The 24,980-nt window shown below is 63.5% G+C and carries 20 protein-coding genes; 11 read left to right on the top strand and 9 right to left on the bottom strand.

Annotated elements, in window-relative coordinates; translation table 11 throughout:
- Positions 1-18: 18 nt before the first annotated feature.
- Positions 19-1,218 (top strand): serine/threonine-protein kinase, encoded by a 1,200-nt coding sequence (locus R4P65_RS02340; RefSeq protein ID WP_230812303.1) that lies wholly within the window; start codon positions 19-21, stop codon positions 1,216-1,218.
- Positions 1,219-1,245: 27 nt separating this feature from the next.
- Here R4P65_RS02340 and R4P65_RS02335 read toward each other — a convergent pair whose 3' ends face one another.
- Entirely contained in the window at positions 1,246-2,637 is a 1,392-nt protein-coding gene (locus R4P65_RS02335) for an FAD-binding oxidoreductase (protein ID WP_317825291.1), read from the bottom strand.
- A complete protein-coding gene (locus tag R4P65_RS02330) occupies positions 2,634-3,470 on the bottom strand; it encodes a class I SAM-dependent methyltransferase (protein ID WP_317825290.1) in 837 nt (278 codons plus the stop codon). Before R4P65_RS02330 ends, R4P65_RS02335 begins: the two co-directional genes overlap by 4 nt.
- 135 nt (positions 3,471-3,605) lie before the next feature.
- Between R4P65_RS02330 and R4P65_RS02325 the strand changes: the two genes are divergently transcribed.
- The 6 genes from R4P65_RS02325 to R4P65_RS02300 all read left to right on the top strand — a co-directional run bounded on the left by R4P65_RS02325 (position 3,606) and on the right by R4P65_RS02300 (position 9,196).
- The gene (locus tag R4P65_RS02325) at positions 3,606-4,283 is read left to right on the top strand and encodes a winged helix-turn-helix transcriptional regulator (RefSeq protein WP_230812300.1); all 678 of its coding nucleotides are present in this window, start codon (positions 3,606-3,608) and stop codon (positions 4,281-4,283) included.
- Between the two features lie 110 nt (positions 4,284-4,393).
- Positions 4,394-4,978: a M15 family metallopeptidase gene (locus tag R4P65_RS02320; RefSeq protein ID WP_317825289.1), complete on the top strand. Its 585-nt coding sequence runs from the start codon at positions 4,394-4,396 to the stop codon at positions 4,976-4,978.
- 2 nt (positions 4,979-4,980) lie between these two features.
- A complete protein-coding gene (locus tag R4P65_RS02315) occupies positions 4,981-5,622 on the top strand; it encodes a phosphatase PAP2 family protein (RefSeq protein ID WP_317825288.1) in 642 nt (213 codons plus the stop codon).
- Positions 5,623-5,708: 86 nt separating this feature from the next.
- Positions 5,709-6,407, top strand: a complete 699-nt coding sequence (locus tag R4P65_RS02310; RefSeq protein ID WP_317825287.1) for a response regulator transcription factor — start codon at positions 5,709-5,711, stop codon at positions 6,405-6,407.
- Complete coding sequence (locus tag R4P65_RS02305) at positions 6,404-7,798, top strand: ATP-binding protein (RefSeq protein WP_317825286.1); 1,395 nt, start codon at positions 6,404-6,406, stop codon at positions 7,796-7,798. The genes R4P65_RS02310 and R4P65_RS02305 overlap by 4 nt, the downstream gene beginning before the upstream one ends.
- Before the next feature lie 189 nt (positions 7,799-7,987).
- Positions 7,988-9,196, top strand: coding sequence for an MFS transporter (locus R4P65_RS02300; protein WP_317825285.1), 1,209 nt, complete (start codon positions 7,988-7,990; stop codon positions 9,194-9,196).
- Here R4P65_RS02300 and R4P65_RS02295 read toward each other — a convergent pair.
- The 3 genes from R4P65_RS02295 to R4P65_RS02285 are packed head-to-tail and all read right to left on the bottom strand — an operon-like array spanning position 9,193 to position 12,633.
- On the bottom strand, positions 9,193-10,647 hold the full coding sequence (locus tag R4P65_RS02295; protein WP_317825284.1) for an MFS transporter: 1,455 nt from the start codon (positions 10,645-10,647) through the stop codon (positions 9,193-9,195). The genes R4P65_RS02300 and R4P65_RS02295 overlap by 4 nt on opposite strands.
- A 49-nt stretch (positions 10,648-10,696) precedes the next feature.
- On the bottom strand, positions 10,697-11,356 hold the full coding sequence (locus R4P65_RS02290; protein WP_020969075.1) for a response regulator: 660 nt from the start codon (positions 11,354-11,356) through the stop codon (positions 10,697-10,699).
- Complete coding sequence (locus R4P65_RS02285; RefSeq protein WP_037134353.1) at positions 11,353-12,633, bottom strand: ATP-binding protein; 1,281 nt, start codon at positions 12,631-12,633, stop codon at positions 11,353-11,355. The genes R4P65_RS02290 and R4P65_RS02285 overlap by 4 nt, the downstream gene beginning before the upstream one ends.
- Positions 12,634-12,869: 236 nt before the next feature.
- Between R4P65_RS02285 and R4P65_RS02280 the strand changes: the two genes are divergently transcribed.
- Both R4P65_RS02280 and R4P65_RS02275 read left to right on the top strand, forming a co-directional pair.
- Entirely contained in the window at positions 12,870-14,264 is a 1,395-nt protein-coding gene (locus tag R4P65_RS02280; protein ID WP_317825283.1) for a PspC domain-containing protein, read from the top strand.
- On the top strand, positions 14,261-14,494 hold the full coding sequence (locus R4P65_RS02275) for a hypothetical protein (protein ID WP_230812292.1): 234 nt from the start codon (positions 14,261-14,263) through the stop codon (positions 14,492-14,494). Before R4P65_RS02280 ends, R4P65_RS02275 begins: the two co-directional genes overlap by 4 nt.
- Before the next feature lie 58 nt (positions 14,495-14,552).
- Here the strand turns inward: R4P65_RS02275 and guaA are convergent, their stop codons facing one another.
- A complete protein-coding gene (gene guaA, locus R4P65_RS02270) occupies positions 14,553-16,124 on the bottom strand; it encodes a glutamine-hydrolyzing GMP synthase (protein WP_020969072.1) in 1,572 nt (523 codons plus the stop codon).
- 369 nt (positions 16,125-16,493) lie between these two features.
- Between guaA and R4P65_RS02265 the strand changes: the two genes are divergently transcribed.
- Together R4P65_RS02265 and R4P65_RS02260 are read left to right on the top strand one after the other, a co-directional pair.
- The gene (locus R4P65_RS02265) at positions 16,494-18,260 is read left to right on the top strand and encodes an Ig-like domain-containing protein (RefSeq protein ID WP_317825282.1); all 1,767 of its coding nucleotides are present in this window, start codon (positions 16,494-16,496) and stop codon (positions 18,258-18,260) included.
- A 51-nt stretch (positions 18,261-18,311) separates the two neighbouring features.
- Positions 18,312-20,069, top strand: coding sequence for an Ig-like domain-containing protein (locus R4P65_RS02260; RefSeq protein WP_317825281.1), 1,758 nt, complete (start codon positions 18,312-18,314; stop codon positions 20,067-20,069).
- 70 nt (positions 20,070-20,139) lie between these two features.
- Here the strand turns inward: R4P65_RS02260 and R4P65_RS02255 are convergent, their stop codons facing one another.
- From R4P65_RS02255 to guaB, 3 genes are all read right to left on the bottom strand, one after another.
- The gene (locus tag R4P65_RS02255; protein WP_230812289.1) at positions 20,140-21,894 is read right to left on the bottom strand and encodes a GMC oxidoreductase; all 1,755 of its coding nucleotides are present in this window, start codon (positions 21,892-21,894) and stop codon (positions 20,140-20,142) included.
- Between the two features lie 173 nt (positions 21,895-22,067).
- A complete protein-coding gene (locus R4P65_RS02250; protein ID WP_003940976.1) occupies positions 22,068-23,207 on the bottom strand; it encodes a GuaB3 family IMP dehydrogenase-related protein in 1,140 nt (379 codons plus the stop codon).
- A 27-nt stretch (positions 23,208-23,234) separates the two neighbouring features.
- A complete protein-coding gene (gene guaB / locus R4P65_RS02245) occupies positions 23,235-24,758 on the bottom strand; it encodes an IMP dehydrogenase (RefSeq protein ID WP_003940903.1) in 1,524 nt (507 codons plus the stop codon).
- Positions 24,759-24,980: the final 222 nt, after the last annotated feature.

The raw sequence follows: 24,980 nt of genomic DNA, 5'->3' as shown, positions 1-24,980 counted from the left end.
ATCCATTAACCTTGAGATGTGACAGCTCAGGAGCAGACCGGGAGGGGCATCGGGCCCGAATACCTGCTGGCGGGGCGGTACCGACTCCGCTCCAAGATCGGCGACGGAGGGATGGGCGCCGTCTGGCTGGCCCGCGACACCCTCCTCAGCCGTGACGTCGCGGTGAAACAGGTCACAAGCACGGAAGGCCTCGACACCGAAACGGCCGAAGAGGTCCGCGAACGCACATTGCGCGAGGGCAGGAACGCCGCAAAGCTCACCCATCCCCACTCCATCGCCATGTACGACGTCGCGATCGAGTCCGGCGAACCCTGGTTGGTCATGGAGTACTTCCCGGCCCGCAGCCTCGCTCAGGCCATGAACCTGGCCGATACGTTGCCACCACTCGAAGTCGCGCAGATCGGCGCCCAGATCGCTGCGGCACTCACCGAAGCGCACGCCGCCGGCATCGTCCACCGCGACATCAAACCCGGCAACATCCTGATCGCAGACCGAGGCAAGTCCCTCGGCACCGTCAAGATCAGCGACTTCGGCATCGCCCGCGCGAAGAGCGACGTGTCCGACACCCAGGACGAGGTCATCACCGGCACTCCCGCGTACTTCGCGCCCGAAGTTGCCCGCGGCGACGACCCCACCGAGGCCAGCGACGTCTTCTCACTCGGGTCGACGCTCTACACGGTGATCGAGGGCCAGCCGCCCTTCGGCATCGACTCGGACGCCATCGCCCTCCTGCATCGTGTCGCCAAGGCCGAGATCTACCGACCCACCAAGTCCGGACCGCTCACCGACGTTCTCCTTCAGCTCCTCGAGCCGGACCCCACCCGACGGCCGACTATGGCTCAGGCACGCGACGCGCTCGCTGCAGCCGCGACGGGCGGCGGCACGATCGAGCAGTTGATCGACGCTCCCGTCTACTCGTCCGAGGGTGCCGTGCCGGCCTGGGCTCACCGGACCACACAACTTGCCGACCCACACCGCCGCAATCGCCTGACCGGATCCACGATCACGGGACTTCCTGCAGTGCAACAGAACACGCCACTGCGGAACGTTCCCAGTCCGATGGACATGTTCTCCTGGCCGCCGCGGATACCGACCGGACCCGCCGATGCCAGCACCCGCGACAAGGTAGTGGCCTGGGCTCCCCTCGCCATGACCGGCATGGTTGCCGTCATCATCTTGGCCGCGCTGATCGTCGTCATCCTGGTATTCACGGTCTGACAGGTGTTCACACTCTGACTGCACGCTTTACGCAGGCAGAATATTTGCGTTGAGGTGAAACACGTTGTCCGGGTCGTACTTCGCCTTGACTGCGGACAATCGCGCATACTTCGCCGCGCCGTAGGAGGCTCGCACTCGGTCCTCGTCGACATCGGTCATGAAGTTGACGTACCCACCTTGATTGGAAGAAAACGGACGCAACGCTTCCCAGGTCTCACGCACCCACGATCGGTCCAATTCCAGCGTTCCGGCATCAGTGGCCGTCGCCGTCATGTTGCACACGTAATGTGTTGTGCGAGAACCACCGAACGCAGTCTCGTCCTCGCCGACGGAAGTAAAAGCTCCCTGCAGCGGAAAGATCGGTATGAAGGACATCGGCGACGATTTCCTGCCCGCTTGTTCGGTCAGAACATCGATCACGTCGTCGGAGAAATCCACCAGGTCCAAAGCCTTCTCGTAGGCGTACACACCCCACGGTTCCGAGTCGTCGAGCATCGATTGCAAACCGGTGTACGGGATCGGGGTGACGAATTCGAAAAGCGTCGGCACCCCGTCTCGAATCGGCGCAATCGCATTCGAGTGTTCCTCTTCCGATCCGAAACCGGCTACCAGCAACGCGTTTCCGGGAAGCAGGTGAAACTGATCCGGGACAAACGGTGCCGGCGGTGCGGACAAACCGACCGCAACCATTGCACCGGCGTTTCCCGGCAGGGCAGGCACCACCTCACGGCACAGACGAAGCGCTGCCGGCCCGTCCTCCATCCCCCAGAAGAACAGTCCCAGATGCACTTCCGGACCGATCTCACTCAGACGGTACTCGAATTCGGTGACCACTCCGAAGTTCCCGCCGCCGCCGCGCAGAGCCCAGAACAAGTCGCTGTGATCGTCCTCGGAGGCTCGCACGATCGAACCGTCGGCGAGCACCACCTCTGCCGACACCAGATTGTCGATCGCCAGGCCGAGTGTGCGGGTCAACCACCCCATGCCACCACCGAGCGTCAGGCCACCGACGCCGGTATCACTGATCACTCCGCCGGTCACCGCCAACCCGTGTTCCTGCGTCGCCGTGTCGAGGTCGGCCATGGTCGCACCTCCGCCGACCCTGGCTCGCTTCGCTGACGGGGCGACGGTTACTACGTTGATCGCACTGAGATCGATCATCACACCGCCTTCACACACCGACGTGCCGCGGTAGGAATGCCCGCCACCTCTGACCGAAACCTCCAACGAATGCGCTCTGGCAAATGCAAGTGCCACAGACACATCCGACGCCGACCGGCACCGGGCGATCACCGCAGGCCGATGATCGATCTGGCCGTTCCAGATCGACCTGGCGTCGTCGTACTCCGGATCTCGGGGGCTGAACACAGAACCTGTGATCGCAGATTTCAGCGACGCGAACTCGACCGTCGTCATCATGCACCTCCCTCATCGGGTGTCGCGGTGAGAAGCAGGTACTCCCACTCCATCACGAACGGCTCACTTCCGCCACCGTACTTTTTCGCCAACTCGAGCAGGTCTCGGTCCAGCGCCTGCGTTCGGGCAGGATCGTCGCCGATGTTCCGGTACACCGCGATGGTCGGCCCGTAATTCTTCTTGAAGAAATCACGGAAATCTTCCGGTCCGCTGAATGCCTCCACACGCAGTACGTCTGTCCTGGCGTCGACATCACCGAGCAGATCACGAACATGGTTCTCGTCGCCCCACAACGGCGCCGGCTGGGTGCCGGGCGGTGGCGGCGGCGCATACGGCTTCATCGTTTTGAACATCTCGCCAATGAATCCCGTCGGAGTCCAACTCAGCACTCCGATCTTTCCGCCGGATCGGCATACTCGCAGAAATTCGTCCGCGGCGCGCTGATGGTGCGGGGCAAACATCACACCGACGCACGAGAGCACCACGTCGAACTCGTTGTCGCCGAAGGGAAGAGCCTCGGCATCGGCCTCCTGCCAATCGAGTTCGACACCCGCGAGCGCCGCGGCCTCCTTTCCTGCCACGAATAGTTCGGGAGCCAGGTCGGTGGCGATCACCTGCGCACCCAGCGCAGCCGCCGGGATCGCCGCATTGCCGGACCCCGCCGCGACGTCGAGCACCCGATCTCCTTTCTGCACGCCGCATTCACGTACCAATACAGGTCCGAGTTCCGCGATGACCTGCGTCGCCACCGCCGGATAGTTACCGAGACCCCACATTGCGCGATGCTTGGCCTTCAGCTCCCGGTCCAGCCCGAGCGTTCCCGTTGATTCACTCATTACCGTTCTCCTTCAATATTTTTCGTACTCGGAGCCCAACAACGTTGATGCCGTTACTTCGACGCTACGACGTCGGTTCGCTCCTCTCCAGTACGAAATCTGTACCGGAGCACCCCGGAGGCCTACGATCGAGAGATGGGGTCCTCGTACCACCAGTTCTGCCCCGTTGCCAAGGCGATGGAGCTACTCGACGAGCGGTGGACACTGCTTCTCCTCCGCGAACTGATCATGGGAAGCGAGCATTTCAACGATCTCCGCCGCGGGCTCCCTCGAATGTCACCGACACTGCTCTCGACCCGGCTTCACCAGCTCGCGGTCGCCGGCATCGTGGAGCGAGAAGAAACCGACTACGTCGTCAGCTATCGTCTGACGGATGCCGGCCGCGAACTGCGTCCTGTGGTCGAAGCTCTCGGCATCTGGGGCACCAGATGGATCGGCGAGCTGGGCGACGAAGATCTGGATCCGAAACTGCTGCTGTGGGACATGCATCGCCGGGTGGATCATTCCGTGGTGCCCGACGGCAAGACCGTGGTGCACTTCGCGTTCTCCGGAGTGCCTGGACATTCGCGGAACTGGTGGCTCGTCATCAATTCCGGCGAGGTGGACATGTGCGATATCGATCCAGGTTTCGACGTTGCAGTGTCGGTCTCTGCGGGGTTGCGACCGATGACCGAGATCTGGCGCGGTAACCTGACCTGGTCGGACGCAATACGGTCCGGTGACGTCATCATTTCGGGGCCGACAGCGTTGCGTCGTAGCTTGCCTTCGTGGTTCGAACTCTCGACTTTCGCATCGATCCCGCGCCCCGCATAGCGCACGCTCACCAGCCCCGTTCCGTCCTGTTACAGAGCTGTTGCAGACCGTGACACCGCCGACGAACGGTGACCATCTGCCGGTGACACTGACCGAGCAGTCTCTGATATATGCCCAGCCACCGCGGAATCATCCGCTTCGTCACCCTCGGTGCAGTCGTGCTCGGTGCGGTCACGCTCAGCGCGTGCTCGTACACAGAAGAAGCACAGCCGAAGAGCGGTAACTACCTTGCCACTCAGCCTGATTCAGGACCTTCAGGCGGCGAGATCGAGGACGGCATCAGTTTGCAGGACACTCATGTGCCCGCGCTGGCCCGTCTCGATTCCGCACTGCTCGCGGCGCTCCAGTCGGCAGCGGCCGACGCACAGGCATCCGGGGTGGACATGCACGTCACGTCGGGTTGGCGGTCCGCGGCATACCAACAGCGACTGTTCGACGAAGCCGTCGTCAAGTACGGCAGCGTGGACGAAGCGTCCAAGTGGGTGCACTCCCCGAGTCTGTCGAAGCATGTCAGCGGACAAGCCGTCGACATCGGACCGACAGACGCCGACGACTGGCTCATACAGCACGGCAGCGATTACGGCCTCTGCCAGACCTATGCAAACGAGATGTGGCATTTCGAATTGGCAACCACTCCCGGCGGGGAATGTCCGCCACAACTGAGCAACCCTTCGGACGAGAGAGCGGAAGGCTGATCATGACACGAGTCAAACCAGCGAGATTGATTGCCGCACTGGCACTCTTGATCCTCGGAGTCGTCGAATTCGAATTAGCGGTCAACACCACCGGTGGTCAGATCGTCGACCAACAACTCATGGTGGGCGCGGCCACCTCCGCACGCCTCAGCGTGTTCTCCGCCGAATTCATCGGCCTCGTCACCCCGATACTGATAGTGGGAGGAGTGCTCGTGGCGCTCATGATCACATTGCGCAACAACCCGATTGCGCTAGCTTTACGCGTCGTCGTCGTGACCCTCGGTCCCATCACGACGGCCTGGGTTCTCAAACAATCGCTGGACCGACCGGACCTGAACGGTCTGGTGATGCACAATTCCTTCCCCAGCGGCACTTTGACGGCCATCGCTGCTCTGGTCTGCGCGATCGTGATCGTCACACCCTCGAGGTGGCGGGCGGTCGTTGCGGTCAACGGTGCGTTGGTCACCATCGGAACCGCGATCTCGGTAGTCGTGCTGCAATGGCACCGGCCGAGTGACGTGATCGGTGCGCTACTGCTCGTCGGCTGCTACACCCTCGCTGTGTCGGCATTCCCGTTGAACAGCAGCGTCGCACGGCATGCGGTGCTGGCAGACTCAGGCAACGAGCGACTCTCGCGAGTGTGACCCCTGTACCCTTGGCTGACCGAGATTCCTCCGATCGCAGAAGGCCCCTGATCATGGCGAGTCCAAGGTGAGCTCATGGTGAGCTCATGGTGAGCATTCTTTTCATAGAAGACGATCCAGCCGTGGCCGAGGCAATCACGTTGGGACTGAACCGACTCGGGCACAACGTCAGCCATCGCCCCGACGGTAACGGCGATTTCGACGACGCCCTGGGCGCCACGGACCTCGTCCTTCTCGACCTCGGACTGCCGGGAGCCGACGGTTACGAGATCTGTCGACGCATCCGTACGCGCAGTTCGATCCCGATCATCATCTTGACCGCCAGATCCGACGACATCGACACCGTTGCCGGCCTCGAGGCCGGTGCCGACGACTACGTCGTCAAACCAGCCAGTCCGCGTGTCCTCGACGCTCGGATCAAAGCCGTCGTGCGGCGCTCCGCACCCGCAACGACGCGTCCAGATGTGGCTTCGGGTGCAGAGACGTTCGGCGACCTGGAATTGGATCGGTCGTCATTGCAGGTACGCAAAGCCGGGACACTGCTGACCCTGACCCCGACCGAACTCCGACTGATACTGGCGCTGACCGAAAACCCCGGACAGGTTCTCAGCCGCAGGCAGTTGTTGTCCGCAGCCTGGGACCAGGAATACCTGGGCGACTCCCGAATCGTCGATGCAGCAGTGCAGCGACTGCGCGGAAAGATCGAGGACGACCCAGCCGCACCGACCGTGATCGAAACGGTGCGCGGGTTCGGGTATCGCTTCAACACCAGCCCAGCCCGATGAGACCGACCTGGCTTCAGGTCGACGGTCTGCGGACCAGGCTCGTGCTCGTGTTCATCGCAATCGTCGTGATCATCGCCGGGGCAACCGCAGGCGTCGTCTCGTTCATGGCGCGGTCGTGGATCTATTCCAACGCTCAGGACGTGGCAACGGCACAATTTCGCGACGAACTGCAGTACAGCAACGGAACGCCGGTAGACGGGTTGACACCTGACAACCTCCAACAGATCTTCCAGTCCGACATGACGCTGATCGTCGACGGCGAAGTCATCCGTCAAGGATCCGTGGATGCGGCAACGATCCCACCCAGCTTCGACGACGGTTTGGACAGTCCCAAACTGATCCGCTTCGAGAGACTCGACTCCCAGCGCATCATGTTGGGAATGTCGGTCAATGTCATGGACATGACTGCAGACGACGGCTACGACAACGAGACACTGGTCAAAGCCGTCACCATCCGGCCGCTGGTAGGAGTGCAGGACAAGTTCGACGACCTGCTTCGAGCTGTCGGCCTCACTCTCGCCGCTGGCGTGTTGGTGAGCGGTCTGCTCGGGCTATGGATCGCGTCGACCCTTGTCCGTCCGCTCAAACGCCTGGACGAAGCCGCCGCCCGCGCCGCCGACGGCGACCTGAGCGTCCGGCTCCCCGAAGATGGAGTAGCCGAACTCGCCCAGGTCACAACAACGTTCAACAACATGGTCGCTCGCAACGAAGCGGTCATCCGTGGCCTGGAAGAGTCGGAAGAGCAGTCGAGAAGGTTTGTCGCCGACGTCTCCCACGAGCTTCGAACGCCGCTGGCCGCATTGGTTCCGGTCAGCGAAATCCTCCGTGAAGAGATCCCCAATCTTCCGCCCGACACCGCTGCTGCCGCTCGCATCGTGAGCAGCGAGATCGGCAAACTCACTCGACTGGTCGAAGACCTCATCGAAATGTCTCGCCACGATTCTCAGCAAGCGCACCTCGTCCTCGACGACGTCGACCTCGTCGAATTGACCGAGCGTACACTCGAGAGCCGCGGTTGGATCGAAACCGTCGAACTCCGCGCACTTGAAAATGTCAGTGCCAGAGTGGATTCGCGTCGAATCGACATAGTCGTCGCCAACCTCGTCGGTAACGCACTGCGCCACGGAGCGCCCCCGGTTCGCGTCGAGTTGAGCGTCGAACCCGGTTTCTCCGTCATCACCGTCGTCGACCACGGCCCCGGCATCTCACCGGAAGATCGGCAGGCGATCTTCCGGCGGTTTTACAAGGTCGACACCGCGCGCGGGCGCAGCGAGGGCAGCGGACTCGGACTCTCCCTTGCCGTCGAGAACGTGCACTTGCACGGCGGCACCATCGGCGTCGACCAGGTGGATGGTCGCACGGCCTTCACGGTTCGCCTGCCCCGTCGCTGAGCCCCTTCCCGAGCGAACGTACCTTTCAGCGCACCCAAGGCGATCGTCGTACCGTTCGCTCGAAAAGGGGTGGGCACGTCGCAACCCAGCACGCCCACATTCGACCAAATAGTGGGATTTTAGTTTCAACATGTGAAACTGCGCGCGTAGCCTGGGCACCGTCGAACAGCGTAGAAATCGGAGGGCACCATGACGCAGGCGTCGCGGTTGGAAAAGACGGCAGTCTCCCCGAAGGCGTGGACGATGCTCGGAATCGGCGTCGCGGCCCAGGCAGCAGGCACCGTCTTCGTCAGCACCCCCGCCTTCCTCATCCCGCTGCTGCATTCCGAGCACGGTCTCTCGTTGACGCAGGCCGGAACCCTGGCCGCTGCACCCACCTTCGGTATGGTTCTCACGCTCGTGGCGTGGGGAGCGATGGCTGACAGATTCGGCGAGAAATGGGTCATCTCCATCGGGCTCGCCCTGACGGCGATCGCTGCGCTGGCTGCAACCACCACCGACAACTACGCCCTCCTCGGAATCGCGTTCCTGCTGGGCGGAATGGCAGCGGCGAGCACCAACGCTGCCAGCGGACGTGTTGTGGTCGGCTGGTTCCCCAAGGATCGGCGCGGCCTCGCCATGGGTATCCGGCAGATGTCCCAGCCCTTGGGCGTGACCATTGCGTCGCTGACCATCCCGACTCTCGCTGCAAACGTCGGGATCGGTTCGGCCGTCGGACTGTCGGTGGCTCTCAACGGCGTTCTCGCCCTGATCTGTGCCGTCGCATTGATCAATCCCCCGAGGCCGGCGGCGCGGCCCACAGATATCCCGGTCGAAACGGTCAACCCCTATCGCTCGAACTGGTTCCTCTGGCGCATCCACGTCGTCTCGGCACTGCTGGTGTTTCCCCAGTTCACCCTTTCGACATTCGGTCTGGTCTGGCTGATCAGCGAGCAAGGATGGGACGCTGCGCCCGCGGGTCTCCTGATCGGGATCTCCCAGTTCGTGGGTGCGCTCGGACGCATCGTTGTCGGTATCTGGAGTGATCGCGCCGGAAGCAGAGTTGGCCCACTGCGGTTGGTAGCGGTTTCTGCATCTGCGGTCATGTTGGCAATGGCAGCAGCCGACGCAGCGCCATGGGGCGTTCCGGCATTGATCCTGCTGTTGGCAACCACCGTCAGCGTCGCCGACAACGGGTTGGCGTTCACATCCGTCGCCGAGGCTGCCGGGCCGAAATGGCAAGGAAAAGCGTTGGGCGCACAGAACACCGGGCAGTTCATCGCCGCGTCAGCAGTAGGCCCGGTGGTCGGTGCGCTGATCGGCGTAGTCGGCTACCCGCTCGCCTTCGCGATAGTCGCAGCGTTTCCCGCCGCGGCAATCCCCTTGGTGCCCAGCCGAGATCGCGACATCAGCGTCTAGTCCCTCATCGGATTCGGTTGCACTGCAGGTCCCGTCAGATCGCAATGCGGCTTGCAGGCAACCGAATCCGCTTCCTCAACAGGCTCTACCGTCGGAGTGCGGATCAGCGTTGCGGCGATCACCGCACCGACCAACAGCAGCGCCACACAGATGTACATCGCGTAACGGAAACCGTCGGAGAAACTCGTCGGATCGACCAGGCTCTCGGCGTCGATACCCACGAGCGCAGGCAAAGCTGCAACGGCAAGAAGTTGGCTCGTGCGGGCAACGGCATTGTTCACACCGGATGCAATTCCCGACTGCTCCACCGGCACCGAGCCGAGCACCGCGGCGGTCAACGGCGCCACCATCACCGCCAGGCCGAGCCCGAACACCAGAACTCCCGGCAACACGACGGTCAGGTACGACGCTTCCGGGCCGATTCGCGTCATCAGCACCAACCCCACCGCGGCAACGGCCGGCCCGACCGTCATCGGCAATCGCGGTCCGTGGGTCTGGGCGTAGCTTCCCGCTCTCGACGACAACAGCAAGAGCGCCAAGGTGATCGGCACGGTTGCGACCCCGGCTGCCACCGGCGAGTACCCGGCAACCAATTGCAATTGCAGCACGAGCAGGAAGAACACACCACCAAGCGCCGCATAGACCGCGAGAGTCACCAGATTGGCCGCGACGAACATCCGCGAACGAAACAGGGAAGGTGGCACCAACGCACTCGGCGATCGACGTTCCACCACAACGAACAGGCACAGCGCGAGCACCCCGACCAGCCCGACTATCGGGTTGACTTCGATCAGCCCGTACGTCAGCGCCCCGAGACCGACTACTGCGCAGGCAGATCCGACCACGTCCAGGTGCTCGGGCGGATGCGGATCCCGGCTCTCCGGCACGTGGCGCACCGCTGCCCACACCACGACGATCGCCAACGGAATGTTGAGCAGGAACACCGATCGCCATCCCGCCACTTCCACCAGCCAACCACCGAAAAGCGGACCGACAGCGCCGGCGACACCACCCAAACCCGACCACAAACCGATGGCCGCGCCGCGGTCCTCCTCGCGAAGAGACGCGGAAATGATGGCAAGGCTGCCAGGCGTCAAGAGCGCCGCTCCCACTCCCTGCAGGATCCGCGCAATCACCAGAAACGTGATGTCAGGTGCAATTCCGCACAGCAACGACGCGACCGCGAACCAGACCGTCCCCCACACGAATACCCGCCGCCGACCCCACCGATCGCCAAGGGCACCACCGAGGAGTATCAGCGACGCCAACGCCAAGGTGTATCCGCTGAGCGTCCACTGCAGTCCGGCGACACCGGAACCCAAGTCTTCACCGATATGCGGCAGAGCAATGTTGACGACGGTGCCGTCGAGGAGAGCCATGCTCGAGCCGAGAACGGTAGCGGCGACAACCCAACGCCCACGCTTCGACGCGAGCGCCAGTGGTTCCGTCATCGGTCCATGGTGCGCCTTCACACGCAATCGCGAAAGGGTGCGCGGAAATTCAGTCGATCTGGCGGCGATGTGCCCAACGCGTCAGCGCATTGCGGTTGGACTGCTGAGTCTTTCGCAGGACATTCGAAGCGTGAGTCTCGACGGTCTTCACAGAAATCACCAGGTCCTCGGCGATTTCACGGTAGGTGTATCCACGCGCCAGCAAGCGCAGCACCTCGAGTTCACGCGGGGTCAGCGAGTCGAGTTCCGGATCGAGTTGCGGCTCCGGCGCATTGGAGCGTCCGGTGAAGGAGTCCAACACGAAACCTGCAAGGCGCGGCCCGAACACTGCGTCACCACCGGCAACGCGCCGTACGCCCTCGGCAAGTTCGGATCCCGAGATCGTCTTGGTCACATACCCGCGCGCACCGCCGCGGATCACCGCGATCACGTCTTCGGCGGCATCGGAAACGCTGAGCGCCAGGCACACCGGGCCGGAATCGATTCCGCGCAGAACTGCCACTCCACCACCGTCGGGCATGTGGACATCGAGCAGAACGACGTGCGGCTTCGTCGAGTTGATACCGGCGATTGCCTCCGCGACGCCGCCGGCCTCACCGACGACATCCATATCCGTCTCGCGCGAGAGTTCGGCCCTCACCCCGGAGCGGAACACTGCATGATCGTCGACAAGAAATACGCGGTACGGGGGCGGCGCAAGCGAAGTCACTGGGGCTGTTCCTCGGGGTTGTCGACACGGTCAGCAGTCTGGTCCCACTTTAGAGCAGAGTCACCGAGCGGCATGTGCACGCGGATCTCCGTGCCCTTTCCGATATCTGACCGAACAACGACGCGACCCCCTCGACGTTCGATTCGACCACGAATCGACTTGGCCAGCCCCTGGCGATCCTCCGGCACCGCGTCGACGTCGAATCCGACCCCGCGATCACGAACGAACACACTGACCTGATCACCCTCGACCTCGGCGAACAGATTGATTTCCTTCTCCCCCGAGTGCTTTGCCGAGTTCACGAGAGCTTCACGCGTCGCACCGAGGAGCGCGGTGAACGCTTCCTTGGGCAGGCCGTTCTCGACCCCTTCGCCTTCGAGTTGTACGTCGCCGACCGTGACGGGACGGACCGTGACACCGTGCTGGTCTTCCACTTCACCGGCGATGATCTTCAGGCCTTCCGTCAGGCTCGTGTGGTCGATGTCGCCGCCGCTGAACAACCACTTGCGCAGCTCGCGTTCCTGACCGCGGGCCAGGCGCGCCACCTCTTGTGGGTTGTCGGACTGCTTCTGAATCAGCGCCAAGGTCTGAAGTACGGAGTCGTGCAGATGCGATGCGATCTCTTCACGCTCATCGTTGCGAATTCGGGCCGCACGCTCGGCGCCGAGTGCACGCCACATCCGCAGCCACAGCGGCACCGTCAACAAACCGACACCGATCAGCGTCACAACCACAGCCAACAGGGACGAGCGCAGTGCTTCGAGGTCGACCTGAGCAAGGACGACAACGCCAAGACCCAAGATGATCAAGGTTGCTCCCCCGACCACCCTCGCCCACGTGAGAACGGTAGGCCGCTGCGGCAAGCCGATGACGGTACGGGGACCGTCGGAGTCGAACTCGCGCCACACCAAGGCCGCACCGATCGCGACGACGAAGAACGGCGCGAGCACCGAACCCGCCGTGCCGCTGAACAACCAGGACAACGCGGCTGCGCCGCCCAATCCGAGTGCAATCAAGCCGTACGCCCGCTGCCGCTCGGCCGCGGACGGCTTCTGCGTGTCCGTGCCGGCGGAGGTGAAGATCCACAGGGCGCCGTAAATGACGATGCCGGATCCGGCCATCGCCGCAAGAATCGTGAAGGCGACGCGCACTTTCAGGACATCGATACCGAGGTGATCGGCGATACCGCCCGCAACGCCCGCGACGATGCGACCGCCGGAACGCCGCTCCAGCTTTCGCAGTGGAACGGCACCCGGAATGGGCACGCCCTTCTTCATGGGTACGGCATGCACCGGTACCCCGTTGACAGGCGGGCCTCCCGCAAACCCGGGAGCTGGACCGCTCACGTACGGCGGATCTGACAGATATTGCACATAGTCGATACTGGCACGAACCACGCAGACACACATCAGGGTCCAACCCTGAATCAGGGCACCACCCTCACCTGCGATCGCAACAAAGATCAGGGTTGGCCCTGATGCGCGGAGGCTGCCTCGGAAGCCAGGATTGATTCATGAACAATCCGACTTTCCAAGAACAGATCCAGGATCTGTGGCGGACCCGCCCCGTGCGTCTGCCGGCACAAGGTCACGTGGCCGGGGTATGCGCCGGAATCGGATACCGGTACGGCATCGACCCCGTTCTCGTACGCGTGGCGTTTGTCGCGTCCACCATTTTCGGTGGCTCTGGCATCCTCCTCTACCTCGCCGGCTGGTTGGTACTTGCCCGCGCCGGTGACGGATCGTCGCCCGCGCAGTCGTTGATGGGCCGCGGACACAGTTCCGATTCCAGTACCAAGACCATCGTCTTGTTGGTGGCCCTCGCTATCGCTGCTACGACTGTCGGCCCCGTCGGAGTCGGTCTGGGCGGTTCCGGACTCATCGGGCTGATCCTGATGGTCGGTGGCCTGTGGCTGCTCTACCAGCGAGCGCCCGTCCCGCCCGCGCTGCCGCAGAACACGTCGCCGTATGTCGGCGCAGGTACCGCGTATCCAGGCACCGGATTCACGCCTGGGCCGTTCACTCCCGGATACTTCGCGCCCAATCAGCCTCCCGTGTACACGCCCTACACCAAACTCCCCGACAGCTACGTACCCGAGGAACGACCGGACGACCAGCCGCAGCAGTCACCACAATCTCAGGCAGGTCATCCAACGATCAACCTCGCGAAGGACCCGAGCGCTTCGGTCAACACCAATCCGACCGAGGTGATCGGTGAGGCCGCCATCACGCCGCCGTCCTGGGATCCACTCGGCGTTGCTCCGTTCGCCTGGGATCTACCGGATCCGGCAGTCAAGGCGACACCGCTACTTCCGTTGCCTCCACGTAAGCGTCGCTCGCGTTGGACACTGACGGTCCTCGGACTCGCAATCATCGTCGCCGCCGTCACCGGGGCAGCGGGCGCCGCAACCGGCAACGACTGGTTCACTCCCGGCCGAGTCGGTGCTGTCGGACTCGCCGTCATCGCACTCGGCCTGATCCTCGGGGCATTTTTCCGCAAGGGGTACGGCCTGCTGGTCGTCACCGGACCACTCGTGGGTTTCGTACTTCTCGCCTCGTTGGTCTATCCCATAGAGTTCGACGCCTCGGGTGAGCAAAGATGGACTCCGGCAACAGCTTCCGAGTTGGAACCGTCGTACTCGGGAGCCTTCGGAAGCTTCACTCTCGACCTCAACGGGGTCGAGTTCACCGAGGACAAGACCATCGACGTCGCGGCGTCGTTCGGCGAGTTCACCGTCATGGTGCCACCAACCGTCAACGTCAAGAACAGTTGCACCGTCGTCATGGGTGACGGATCCGGTTGCCTCGACGGCGGGGTGCATCAGGGCCGCGAGGTGACACCGGACTCTCCCACCCTGACCATCAACGCCAAAGCCACGTTCGGCAGTCTGAAAGTGACGCAATCATGAGCGACTACGACGAGACCACAGACCAGGACGACACCCGAGAATCCAAGCGCCCCTCGGCACTTCTGCTGATCGCCGGGCTGGCCGCACTACTGGTCAGTGTGTGGGCGTTGGTCGGGCCGTTCTCCCTGGCGCCGGCAGCGAACATTCAATTCCGTTGGCTGTTCGTCGGTGCCGCCGTCGTGGCAGGACTCTTGCTGGTGATTCTGCCGAATCGGCGCAACCGCAAGTAAAACTACTGTGCGCCTTTTATTAACCGCGGGGGGGTTAATAAAAGGCGCACAGTAGATTTTACTCCCACTCGATAGTTCCCGGCGGCTTGCTCGTCACGTCGAGGACTACCCGGTTAACGTCCGCAACCTCGTTGGTGATTCGAGTCGAGATGCGCTCGAGTGTCTCGTAAGGCAGACGCGTCCAGTCCGCGGTCATCGCGTCTTCACTGGAGACCGGACGCAGCACGATCGGATGACCGTACGTACGGCCGTCGCCCTGCACACCCACGCTTCGGACGTCGGCGAGGAGAACCACCGGGCACTGCCAGATCGTTCCGTCCAGGCCTGCAGACGTAAGCTCTTCGCGCGCAATGGAATCTGCCTGACGCAAGATCTCGAGGCGATCACGGGTGACCTCACCGATGATGCGGATACCGAGCCCGGGGCCGGGGAACGGCTGGCGCCCGACGATCTCTTCCGGCAAGCCGAGTTCGCGTCCGACTGCACGGACCTCGTCCTTGAACAGCAGACGCAGCGGTTCGACCAACTTGAACTGCAAGTCTTCCGGAAGTCCGCCGACGTTGTGGTGGCTCTTGATGTTTGCGGTTCCCGTGCCGCCGCCGGACTCCACGACGTCCGGGTACAGGGTGCCCTGGACGAGGAAGTCGACGGTCGCACCGTGAGATGCGTTCTCGCCCAGAACATCACTGACTGCGCCTTCGAAGCTGCGAATGAACTCGCGGCCGATGATCTTGCGCTTGGTCTCGGGATCGGTGACGCCTGCCAGCTCACCGATGAAGGTGTCGGCAGCATCCACCGTGATCAGGCGAGCGCCGGTTGCCGCGACAAAATCCTGCTCGACCTGTGTGCGCTCACCGGCGCGCATCAAACCGTGATCGACGAAGACGCATGTCAACCGGTCGCCGATCGCGCGCTGAACAAGCGCGGCGGCAACAGCGGAGTCGACGCCACCGGACAGACCACAGATGGCGTGTCCGTCTCCGACCTGCTCGCGAACCTGCTCGATCAGCGCGTCGGCGATGTTGGATGCAGTCCACGCCGCCGGGATGCCTGCGATCTCGTGCAGGAAGCGGCTCAAGACCTGCTGACCGTGCGGTGAATGCAGAACCTCCGGGTGGTACTGCACACCGGCGAGCTTGCGGGCGCGGTCCTCGAACGCTGCGACGGGAGCACCATCACTGGTCGCGGTCACCTCGAAGCCGGAAGGCGCTTCGGTAACGGCGTCGCCGTGGCTCATCCATACGGGCTGCGTCGCGGGAAGGCCGTCGTGGAGCAATCCGCCGGATACCGCAATGTCGGTACGGCCGTATTCGCGGGTGCCGGTCTCGGCAACGGTGCCGCCGAGGGCGCCTGCCATCGCCTGGAATCCGTAGCAGATTCCGAAAACCGGGATGTCGTGATCAAAAAGTGCGGGATCAAGCTTGGGAGCACCGTCTGCGTAGACACTCGAGGGCCCACCCGAGAGCACAACAGCCAAGGGGTTCTTGGCCACGATCTCCTCGACGGTCGTGGTGTGCGGAATCACCTCCGAGTAGACCTTGGCTTCGCGAACTCGGCGTGCGATCAACTGCGCGTACTGCGCTCCGAAGTCGACGACAAGAACTGGTCTCTGCTGCTCGATATCTGCCACAGGTGCAGTCTAATCGCCGCAGCCAGCGCTTCTGCGCACGCATGGACTCAGCCCAGTCCTCGGCCGAGCAGGCGCGATGTACGTCACGACAAAGCCTGACCTTCAGAACTACGAGGCGACCTCACGTCGACCTAGACCATCGTCCAGGTCAACGACACCTCAACCGTCTGCACCTTAGCTTCGGCAATCAATTCGGCGGCATCATCGCAGGCCAGGGCCCGAAATGGATGAAGGGTGAATTTTCTGGACGTTTGACCGATTCGCCTGAACCAAACGTCCAGCAAAGGTAATCTCGCCCGTCAAGTGATCAGGATCACGATCGCAGACGGCCGGCGCCGCCGAACGGCGCTCATCCCCGCAGGAGGATTTGTGCGTCCGTTTCTCAGGCGACTCGCCATACCCGTCGCGGCCGTGACGGCTGCCGCCGGACTTCTAGTCCTCGGCACGCCGGCCACTGCTGACGAAGCCCCGCCGACCAGCTTCACCGGCACGACCGACAACCTGATCTTCACGAAGAGCGTCATCGGGAACGCGGCAGTTCACCCAGGCGACACGGTCACGTACAAGACCGAGATCAAGCACAACGAAAGCGGCATCGAACGTTCGATCGCGAAGATCCGTGACATCCCGCCTGCTGGATTCGTCCTCGTGCCGGGCAGCGCGAAGGCCACCTACCTGGGTGTGACCACGCGGGCCACGATCAGCAACGAATCAGATGGCGGAGTCTCCGCGAAGTGCTCGAGCGGCTGCACCTTCCTGGTCGGTGGATTCGTCGTCAAGAAGAACCAACCCGTCACGCTGGAAGCGACCTACACGGTCCCTGTCGGCACAGCATTCGGGACGTACGACAGCGGCATGCTCTTCGACGTCAACGCCTTCAGCACACAGCAGGGCCTCAACCCGATCAACGTCAACGTCCAGGTAGTCGACCCGTCTGTCACCACCGGAACCACACTGGTTGCACCGGCAACGGCGAAGGTCGGCACACCGGTCGACCTGACCGCGACAGTTGCGCCGTCCGACGCGACGGGCACCGTCCAGTTCAAGGACGGCGGCAACGACATCGGGTCACCGGTCCCGGTCTCGGGCGGTAGCGCCACTCTCTCCCACACCTTCGACAGCGTCGGCGCCCACGACATCACCGCCGCGTACAACGCCGGTCCGGGATTCCACAGCTCGACCTCCGGAGTCCAGACCGTCGACGTCTCCGCGGACACCACCACCACGATCTCGGCCCCGAACGCCGCGCTGGTAGGTGACAACATCACCGTGAGCGCTGTCGTCACACCGGCAAACGCCGTGGGCACGGTGCAGTTCAAAGACGGCGACACCAACCTCGGCGCACCGGTCGCTGTTGTCAACGGAACGGCTTCCCTGACCCGCAGCTACGACGCTTCGGGCACCCACAGCTTCACCGCAGGGTTCACCGGCGAGGCCGGCTACGGCGATTCCGTCTCCACCGCAACCCAACTCGACGTCAGCGATCCCGACTGGGGAACCACGACCACAGTTGTCGAACCACTCACCGCTGTTGTCGGTGAACCGACCAACCTCTCGGCCACCGTCTCCCCCATCCCGAGCAGCGGAACCGTGACGTTCAAGGTCGACGGCGCCGAGGTCGGTACCGCACCGGTCGGCACGGGTGACGGCGTCGCGATCCTCCCGCACACCTTCGCATCAGCGGGCGCTGCAGCCGTGACGGCAGAGTTCTCCGGCGGAACCGGATTCATCGGCTCCACGTCCACGTCGTTCACGGTGAACGTGACCGATCCCGAACCCGCTCGCGCCGACACCACGACGTCCCTGACCGTCAGCGGCGCGGCTCAGGTCGGAAAGGCATTGCAGCTCAAGGCCACCGTTGCACCCGGGACAGCAAACGGAATGATCCAGTTCAAGTCCGGCACGACGCCCATCGGCGCACCCGTTGCCGTCGTCAACGGAGTCGCGACGCTCACGCACACCTTCGACGACGAGGGAACGTTCGGCCTCACTGCCAACTTCGTCGGCGACGCCGGTTGGAAGAACTCCGTCTCCGGCCCGACGGTCGTGCAGGTCGGCACCGCACCGACCGACGGCGGCAGCGGAAGCGTGGACACCGGTTCACTCAGCGGCCTCATCCCGCTCTTCGGAAGCTAGTCCCCCACATCAGCTTTGGACACCACTCCCGTACCCAGCTCAGGAGAATCCATGTTCGTGTACTCCAGACGTCGCATCGCGGCGCCGATCGCCGCCACGGCACTCGCCAGTGGCGTCATCCTCGCGGGAATCCCCGCATCAGCGACCCCGGTGACAACAACCTTCGGAACGAGTTGCCTGGCAACCCCGTCCGCTGTCGCCGGTCCGACCACGCAGTCACAGTCCGGCTCGGTCATCGTCGACGCACCGGAATCCATCGGAGCCGGTGAAACCTTCGAGGTCACCATCCAACCTGGTCCCATCGCCTTTCCCGGCTCCGCTTCGGGGGCGACCGTCCAGAACGTCTCCCGTATCAAGGTCGACGTCGACGTTCCTGCGAACGCCACCTTGTTGGAAGCCACCATCGTTCCCGGAACTTCGGCAGGGCTCAGCGGTGTCGCGCCGAACATCCTGCGCGTCAACGAGAACGGCAACGTCGATCCCAACGGGACGATTCTGCGTCTCTCCGGAAACAACCAGGTCATCGGAAACAGCCCGAGTTCCAGCACCAGCTCCGAGGGCGGAATCGTCGTCAAGGCAACCGGAAAGAACGTCGACGGCTCCAACAATGCCGACGGATACACCCAGTTCCAGCTCCCCCAGGTCAAGGCAGTTCTCAAGGCCGGCGACTCGGGCGAGGTAGCCATGAAGGTACGCACCGGCGGTAGCGCAGGAGCGTGGAACAACGATCGCAACTTCCTCACGTTCCTCCCCAAGGCCACCCTGGTCATCACCGCCTGGGCGCCCACGCGGTGCACCCCGCGTGACGCCGAAAACGGCCCGCTCAACAGCGGCGCAGGCCCCCTCGCCACCACGCGAATCATCGAGGCGGACAAGGCAACCACCACGACGGTCGTCGGACCGGCCAACGCCAAGAACGGAACGCCGGTCACGCTGTCAGCCAACATCAGTGGCGGCGCAACCGGCGGAACCGTCCAGTTCTTCGACGGCGACAATCCACTCGAGGACGCGGTGCCGGTAACCGGAGGGTCGGCCAGCATCTCCCCGACCTTCACCGAGGACGGACCGCACTCCATCACCGCGAGCTACAGCGGAGCCCCCGGGTTCCTGGCGTCGACGTCGGCGTCGGCCAAGATCGTGACCGTCACGACCGATGCACCGCCTGACGCCGTGACCAGTACCACAACGGTTTCGCCGTCGACCGCGAAGGTCGGTCAGGACGTCAACCTCACGGCCAAGGTCGATCCGCAGGGTACCGGCGGGACCGTCGACTTCATCGTCGACGGCACCGAAACGGTCAGTGGCACGGTCGGAACCGACGGAGTTGCCATCGCTCCGTACACCTTCACCTCGACCGGAACGCACAAGGTTGTCGCGAAGTTCATGGGCTCACCCGGATTCGCGCCGTCCGCTGCCCCGGCATTCCCGGTCAGTGTGACGACTCCGGCTCCGGCCGACGTCGAGACGACCACGGTTCTCGACGCCGTCGGAACTGTTCAGAAGAACACCCCCGTGACGCTCAAGGCAACGGTCGATCCGTCCGGCGCCACGGGCAAGGTCCAGTTCAAGGTCGGTGACACCCTCATCGGCGGACCGGTCGACGTGGTCAACGGTGTCGCAACGGTACCGGCGACGTTCTACAACTCCGGGACCTACAGTGTCACCGCCGAATTCGTGGGCGCATCGGGCTACACGTCCTCCGCATCCGCGCCGCAGACCCTGACCGTCCCCGGTGATACGGACGGCGGACCCGGCGGCGGAAACGGCAGCCTCGACCTCGGCACCCTGTTCGGGTCGCTAGGAGGCTGACGATCTGAGACTGCAAAAGGGGCGTGTCGTCGAATCTTCGACGACACGCCCCTTTTCCGTTCTCGGTGAACTATCCGGCTGCAGGCTCCACCGGAACTGTGGTAGCCGTCTTGCCGCCGGTGATCTTCACGATCGGCAGAACCAGCGCGGCCGGAGCCGACGCCGGCACCACGGGCGACTTGGGTGCGATCGGAGCCAAACGCTCGTAGCCGCTGCCCTGGGCGGGACGCAAGTCCGTCTCCCCCTTGTTCGGCCACAGCGAGGCCGAGCGCTCGGCCTGAGCGGCAATGGTCAGCGACGGATTCACGCCGAGATTGGCCGAGACCGCTGCGCCGTCGACGACGCTGAGCGTCGGGTAGCCGTAGACGCGGTGGTAGGGATCGATGACCCCGTGATCGGAATCCGACGCGATAGCGCAACCGCCGAGGAAGTGCGCCGTCAGCGGAACATTGAAGATCTCGCCCCACGTACCGCCTGCGACGCCGTCGATCTTCGCAGCAACTCGACGCGTCGCCTCGTTGCCCTCCGGAATCCACGTCGGGTTCGGCTGACCGTGGCCCTGCTTGCTGGTGACCTTGCGTCGACCGAACAAGCCCTTCTTCGTGTACGTGGTGATGGAGTTGTCGAGGTTCTGCATGACCAACGCAATGATCGTGCGCTCGCTCCAGTCCTTGACCGTCAACATGCGCAACATCTGGTACGGATTCCTCGCGACCACACCGAGGAACTTGATCCATCGCGGCGTCTTGCCGCCGCCGTCCGTCATCAAGGTCTGCAACAGGCCCATCGCGTTGGATCCCTTGCCGTAGCGGACCGGCTCGATGTGGGTGTCACTGCTCGGGTGGAACGACGACGTGATCGCCACTCCGCGGGTCAGGTCGAGTGCGGGATCGACCTTGTACTTGCCTGCGCCGACAATGGATTCGGAGTTCGTTCGAGTCAGCTCGCCGAGCTTGTCGGAGAGCTTGGGCAGCGCTCCGGTGTCCTTCATGTCGAAGAGCAGATGCTGAGTGCCCCACGTTCCGGCCGCGAGAATGACGTTCGCAGCCGTGTAGGTGCGGCGGTTCTTTCGTCCGAATGCACCGGTTCGCTCGGTAAACACGTCCCACGAACCGTCGCGAGCCTCACGAAGCCCGGACACGGTGGTCATCGGAATGATCTCGGCGCCTGCTGTCTCGGCAAGGCCCAGATAGTTCTTGAGCAGAGTGTTCTTCGCTCCGTGACGGCAGCCTGTCATGCACTCGCCGCACTCGATGCAACCGGTGCGCTCGGGTCCGACGCCGCCGAAGTACGGGTCCTTCGCCTTCTTACCCGGCTCACCGAAGTAGACGCCGACGGGCGTCTGGATGAACGTGTCGCCGACACCCATGTCATCGGCGACGGACTTCATGATCTCGTCAGCGGGCGTCATGTGCGGATTCTGGACGACGCCGAGCATCTTCTGAGCCTGCTCGTAGTACGGCGTGAGTTCACTGCGCCAGTCGGTGATGTGCGCCCACTGCTTGTCCTGGAAGAACGGCTCCGGAGGCTGGTAAAGCGTGTTCGCGTAGTTCAGAGACCCGCCGCCGACGCCTGCTCCCGCGAGAATGAGGCAGTCGCGCAACAGGTGCACGCGCTGAATGCCGAAGCAACCCAGCTTCGGAGCCCAGAGGAACTTCTTGAGATCCCAACTGGTCTTCGCGAAATCTTCGTCGGCATACCGTCGGCCGGCTTCGATGACGCCGACCTTGTAGCCCTTCTCCACGAGACGAAGCGCGCTCACGCTTCCGCCGAACCCGGATCCGACGATCAGTACGTCGTAGTCCGTTGCCCGTTGCTTGCCCATCAGGACACCTCCACCGTGAACCGTAGTTACCCGCCAGTATGCACCTATCCCTTGTGACTACCACCACAAGGGGCCCCATAAGCGTAACCGTAAGTATCAGGAACGGAAGAAAGTGCTGCACAACGAACTGTGGCCCCGGTTCACGAAGAACCGGGGCCACAGAAAGGTACAAACTACGCGCGGACCGTCAGCCCGACCTTCTGGAACTCCTTGAGGTCGGAGTACCCCGCCTTGGCCATCGACCGACGGAGACCACCGACGAAGTTCAGCGAACCGTACGGATCATCCGACGGACCGCTCAGGACCTGGTCCAGACTCGGGCGCTCACCGTAGGAAACCGGAAGAAGCGCTCCACGCGGAACCGAAGGATGAGCCGCAGCGGACGGCCAGTACCAGCCGCCACCCGGCGCCTCGGCGGACACTGCCAGCGGCGTGCCCAGAACGGCAGCGTCGGCACCGCAGGCGATGGCCTTCGCCAGATCACCCGAAGTTGCGATGTCACCGTCGGCGATGACGTGGACGTAGCGTCCACCCGTCTCGTCGAGGTAGTCGCGCCTGGCTGCTGCAGCGTCGGCAATGGCCGTGGCCATCGGAACACCGATACCCAATACCTCACCGGTGGTGGTTGCACCCTCGGTGGAGCCGTACCCGACGATGACACCGGCAGCGCCGGTACGCATCAGGTGCAGCGCGGTGCGGTGGTCACTGACCCCACCCGCGACAACCGGAACGTCGAGTTCCGAGATGAACGTCTTGAGGTTGAGCGGTTCCTGCTCGGTGTGCACGACGTGCTCGGCCGAGATGATCGTGCCGTGGACGACCAGGAGGTCGATTCCCGCCTTGATCAGCTCGGGCGTCAGTGCGCGCGCATTCTGCGGGCTGACCCGAACGGCAGTGGTGACCCCCGAATCACGGACCTGCGCCACCGCAGCAGCCAGAAGGCCCGCCTGCAGCGGCGCCGCGTGCAGCTCCTGCAAGTAGCGGATGGCCGCGTCGACCCCACCGTCCTTCTCGGCGATCTCTACGAGACGCCGGAGCTTCTCCTCGACATCGGGGTGACGGCCCCACAGGCCTTCACCGTTGATGACACCGAGGCCGCCGCGCTTACCCAGCTCGATCGCGAAGGTCGGCGAGACCAACGCGTCGGTGGGATGTGCGAGGACTGGAATGTCGAACCTGTAAGCGTCGAGCTGCCAAGCAGTCGACACCTCCTTCGACGAACGGGTTCGCCGGGAGGGAACGATGTTCACATCGTCCAACTCGTAGGTACGTCGGGCCGTTCGACCCATGCCAATCTCAACGAGGTCGCGCACGCGCGCCCCTTTCTCGTGTACTGGTTGCTAACGAGCGGTGTAGTTGGGTGCTTCGACAGTCATCGTGATGTCGTGCGGATGGCTTTCCTTCAAACCGGCCGCCGTGATCTGGACGAACTGAGCGTTCTGCAGGTGCTCGATCGTCGCCGACCCCGTGTAGCCCATGGCAGCACGCAGACCACCGGTGAGCTGATGCGTCACCTGGGAGAGCGGGCCACGGAACGGAACACGTCCTTCGATGCCTTCCGGAACCAACTTGTCCTCGGAAAGTACGTCGTCCTGGAAGTACCGGTCCTTGGAGTACGACTTGGCCTCGCCACGCGACTGCATCGCGCCGAGCGAACCCATGCCGCGGTAGCTCTTGAACTGCTTGCCGCCGACCAGAATCAGTTCGCCGGGCGATTCAGCGGTACCGGCCAGGAGTGAACCCAGCATGGCCGTCGACGCACCCGCGGCGAGTGCCTTCGCGATGTCACCGGAGAACTGGAGTCCACCGTCAGCGATGACGGGCACACCGAGAGGCTTGCACGCGGCGACCGCTTCCAGGATGGCCGTGACCTGAGGGGCACCGACACCGGCGATGACGCGGGTGGTGCAGATGGAACCAGGACCGACTCCGACCTTGACGGCATCGACGCCGGCTTCGACCAGTGCCAGAGCACCCGCGCGCGTAGCGACGTTGCCACCGATGATCTGAACCCGCTCACCCAGTTCACGCTTGAGTTTGGCGATCATGTCGAGAACGTTGGAGGAATGCCCGTGCGCACTGTCAACCACGAGTACGTCCACACCGGCATCGGTGAGCGCCATCGCGCGCTGGAAGGCGTCGTCGCCTGCACCGACTGCAGCGCCGACGAGCAGTCGACCGTCACGGTCCTTGGTGGCGTCGGGATGCTGCTCGGTCTTGACGAAGTCCTTGACCGTGATCAGACCGGTGAGCTTGCCGTTGCCGTCGACGATCGGCAGCTTCTCGATCTTGTGCCGACGAAGAAGGCCCAGTGCTACGTCAGCGGTGACGCCTTCCTGAGCGGTGATCAGCGGCATCTTGGTCATGATCTCCGCGACCGGGCGGTTCTGGTCGACCTCGAAGCGCATGTCCCGGTTCGTGACGATGCCAACCAGCTGGCCGGCGTCGTCGGTGACCGGCAGACCCGAGATGCGGAAACGAGCGCACTTCGCGTCGACCTCACCCATCGTGTCGGTCGGCTTGCACGTGACGGGATCGGTCACCATGCCGGCCTCGGAACGCTTGACCGTCTCGACCTGTCCTGCCTGGACCTCAACCGACGAGTTGCGGTGCAGAACACCCATGCCGCCGGCGCGTGCCATGGCGATTGCCATACGCGACTCGGTGACGGTGTCCATCGCAGAACTGACCAACGGAATCCGCAGACGGATGTCGCGGGTCAGTTGACTGGACGTGTCGACCTGGCTCGGGATGACGTCGGACGCAGCAGGCAACAGCAGCACGTCGTCGTATGTCAGTCCCAGCATCGCGACCTTGTTGGGGTCGTCTCCTCCGGTGTGTACATGTCCTGCAGAACTACTCATGCGGTCAGGACCCTCCATGGACCTAGATTCGCCCAGGGCGACCGCTGTAGCAGTCGCCTCGAAACGGATTACGAAAGCTGGATATCGGATAGAAGGCGCCTGCACAGAAAGAAATTCCTGGCACCTTTTCCCGGCGTTGCACACCATGGTATCGGCTCACTCAAAGGTCCGAACCATCCCACCCACGCTGCGGGTACGCGTAACAAGTGGCGCTGACCCCCC

Source organism: Rhodococcus sp. IEGM 1318 (assembly GCF_033142465.1).
Lineage (GTDB): Bacteria > Actinomycetota > Actinomycetes > Mycobacteriales > Mycobacteriaceae > Rhodococcus_F > Rhodococcus_F qingshengii_B.
Note: the sequence above shows the minus strand (reverse complement) of the source record. Positions and strands in the feature narration are given on the sequence as shown.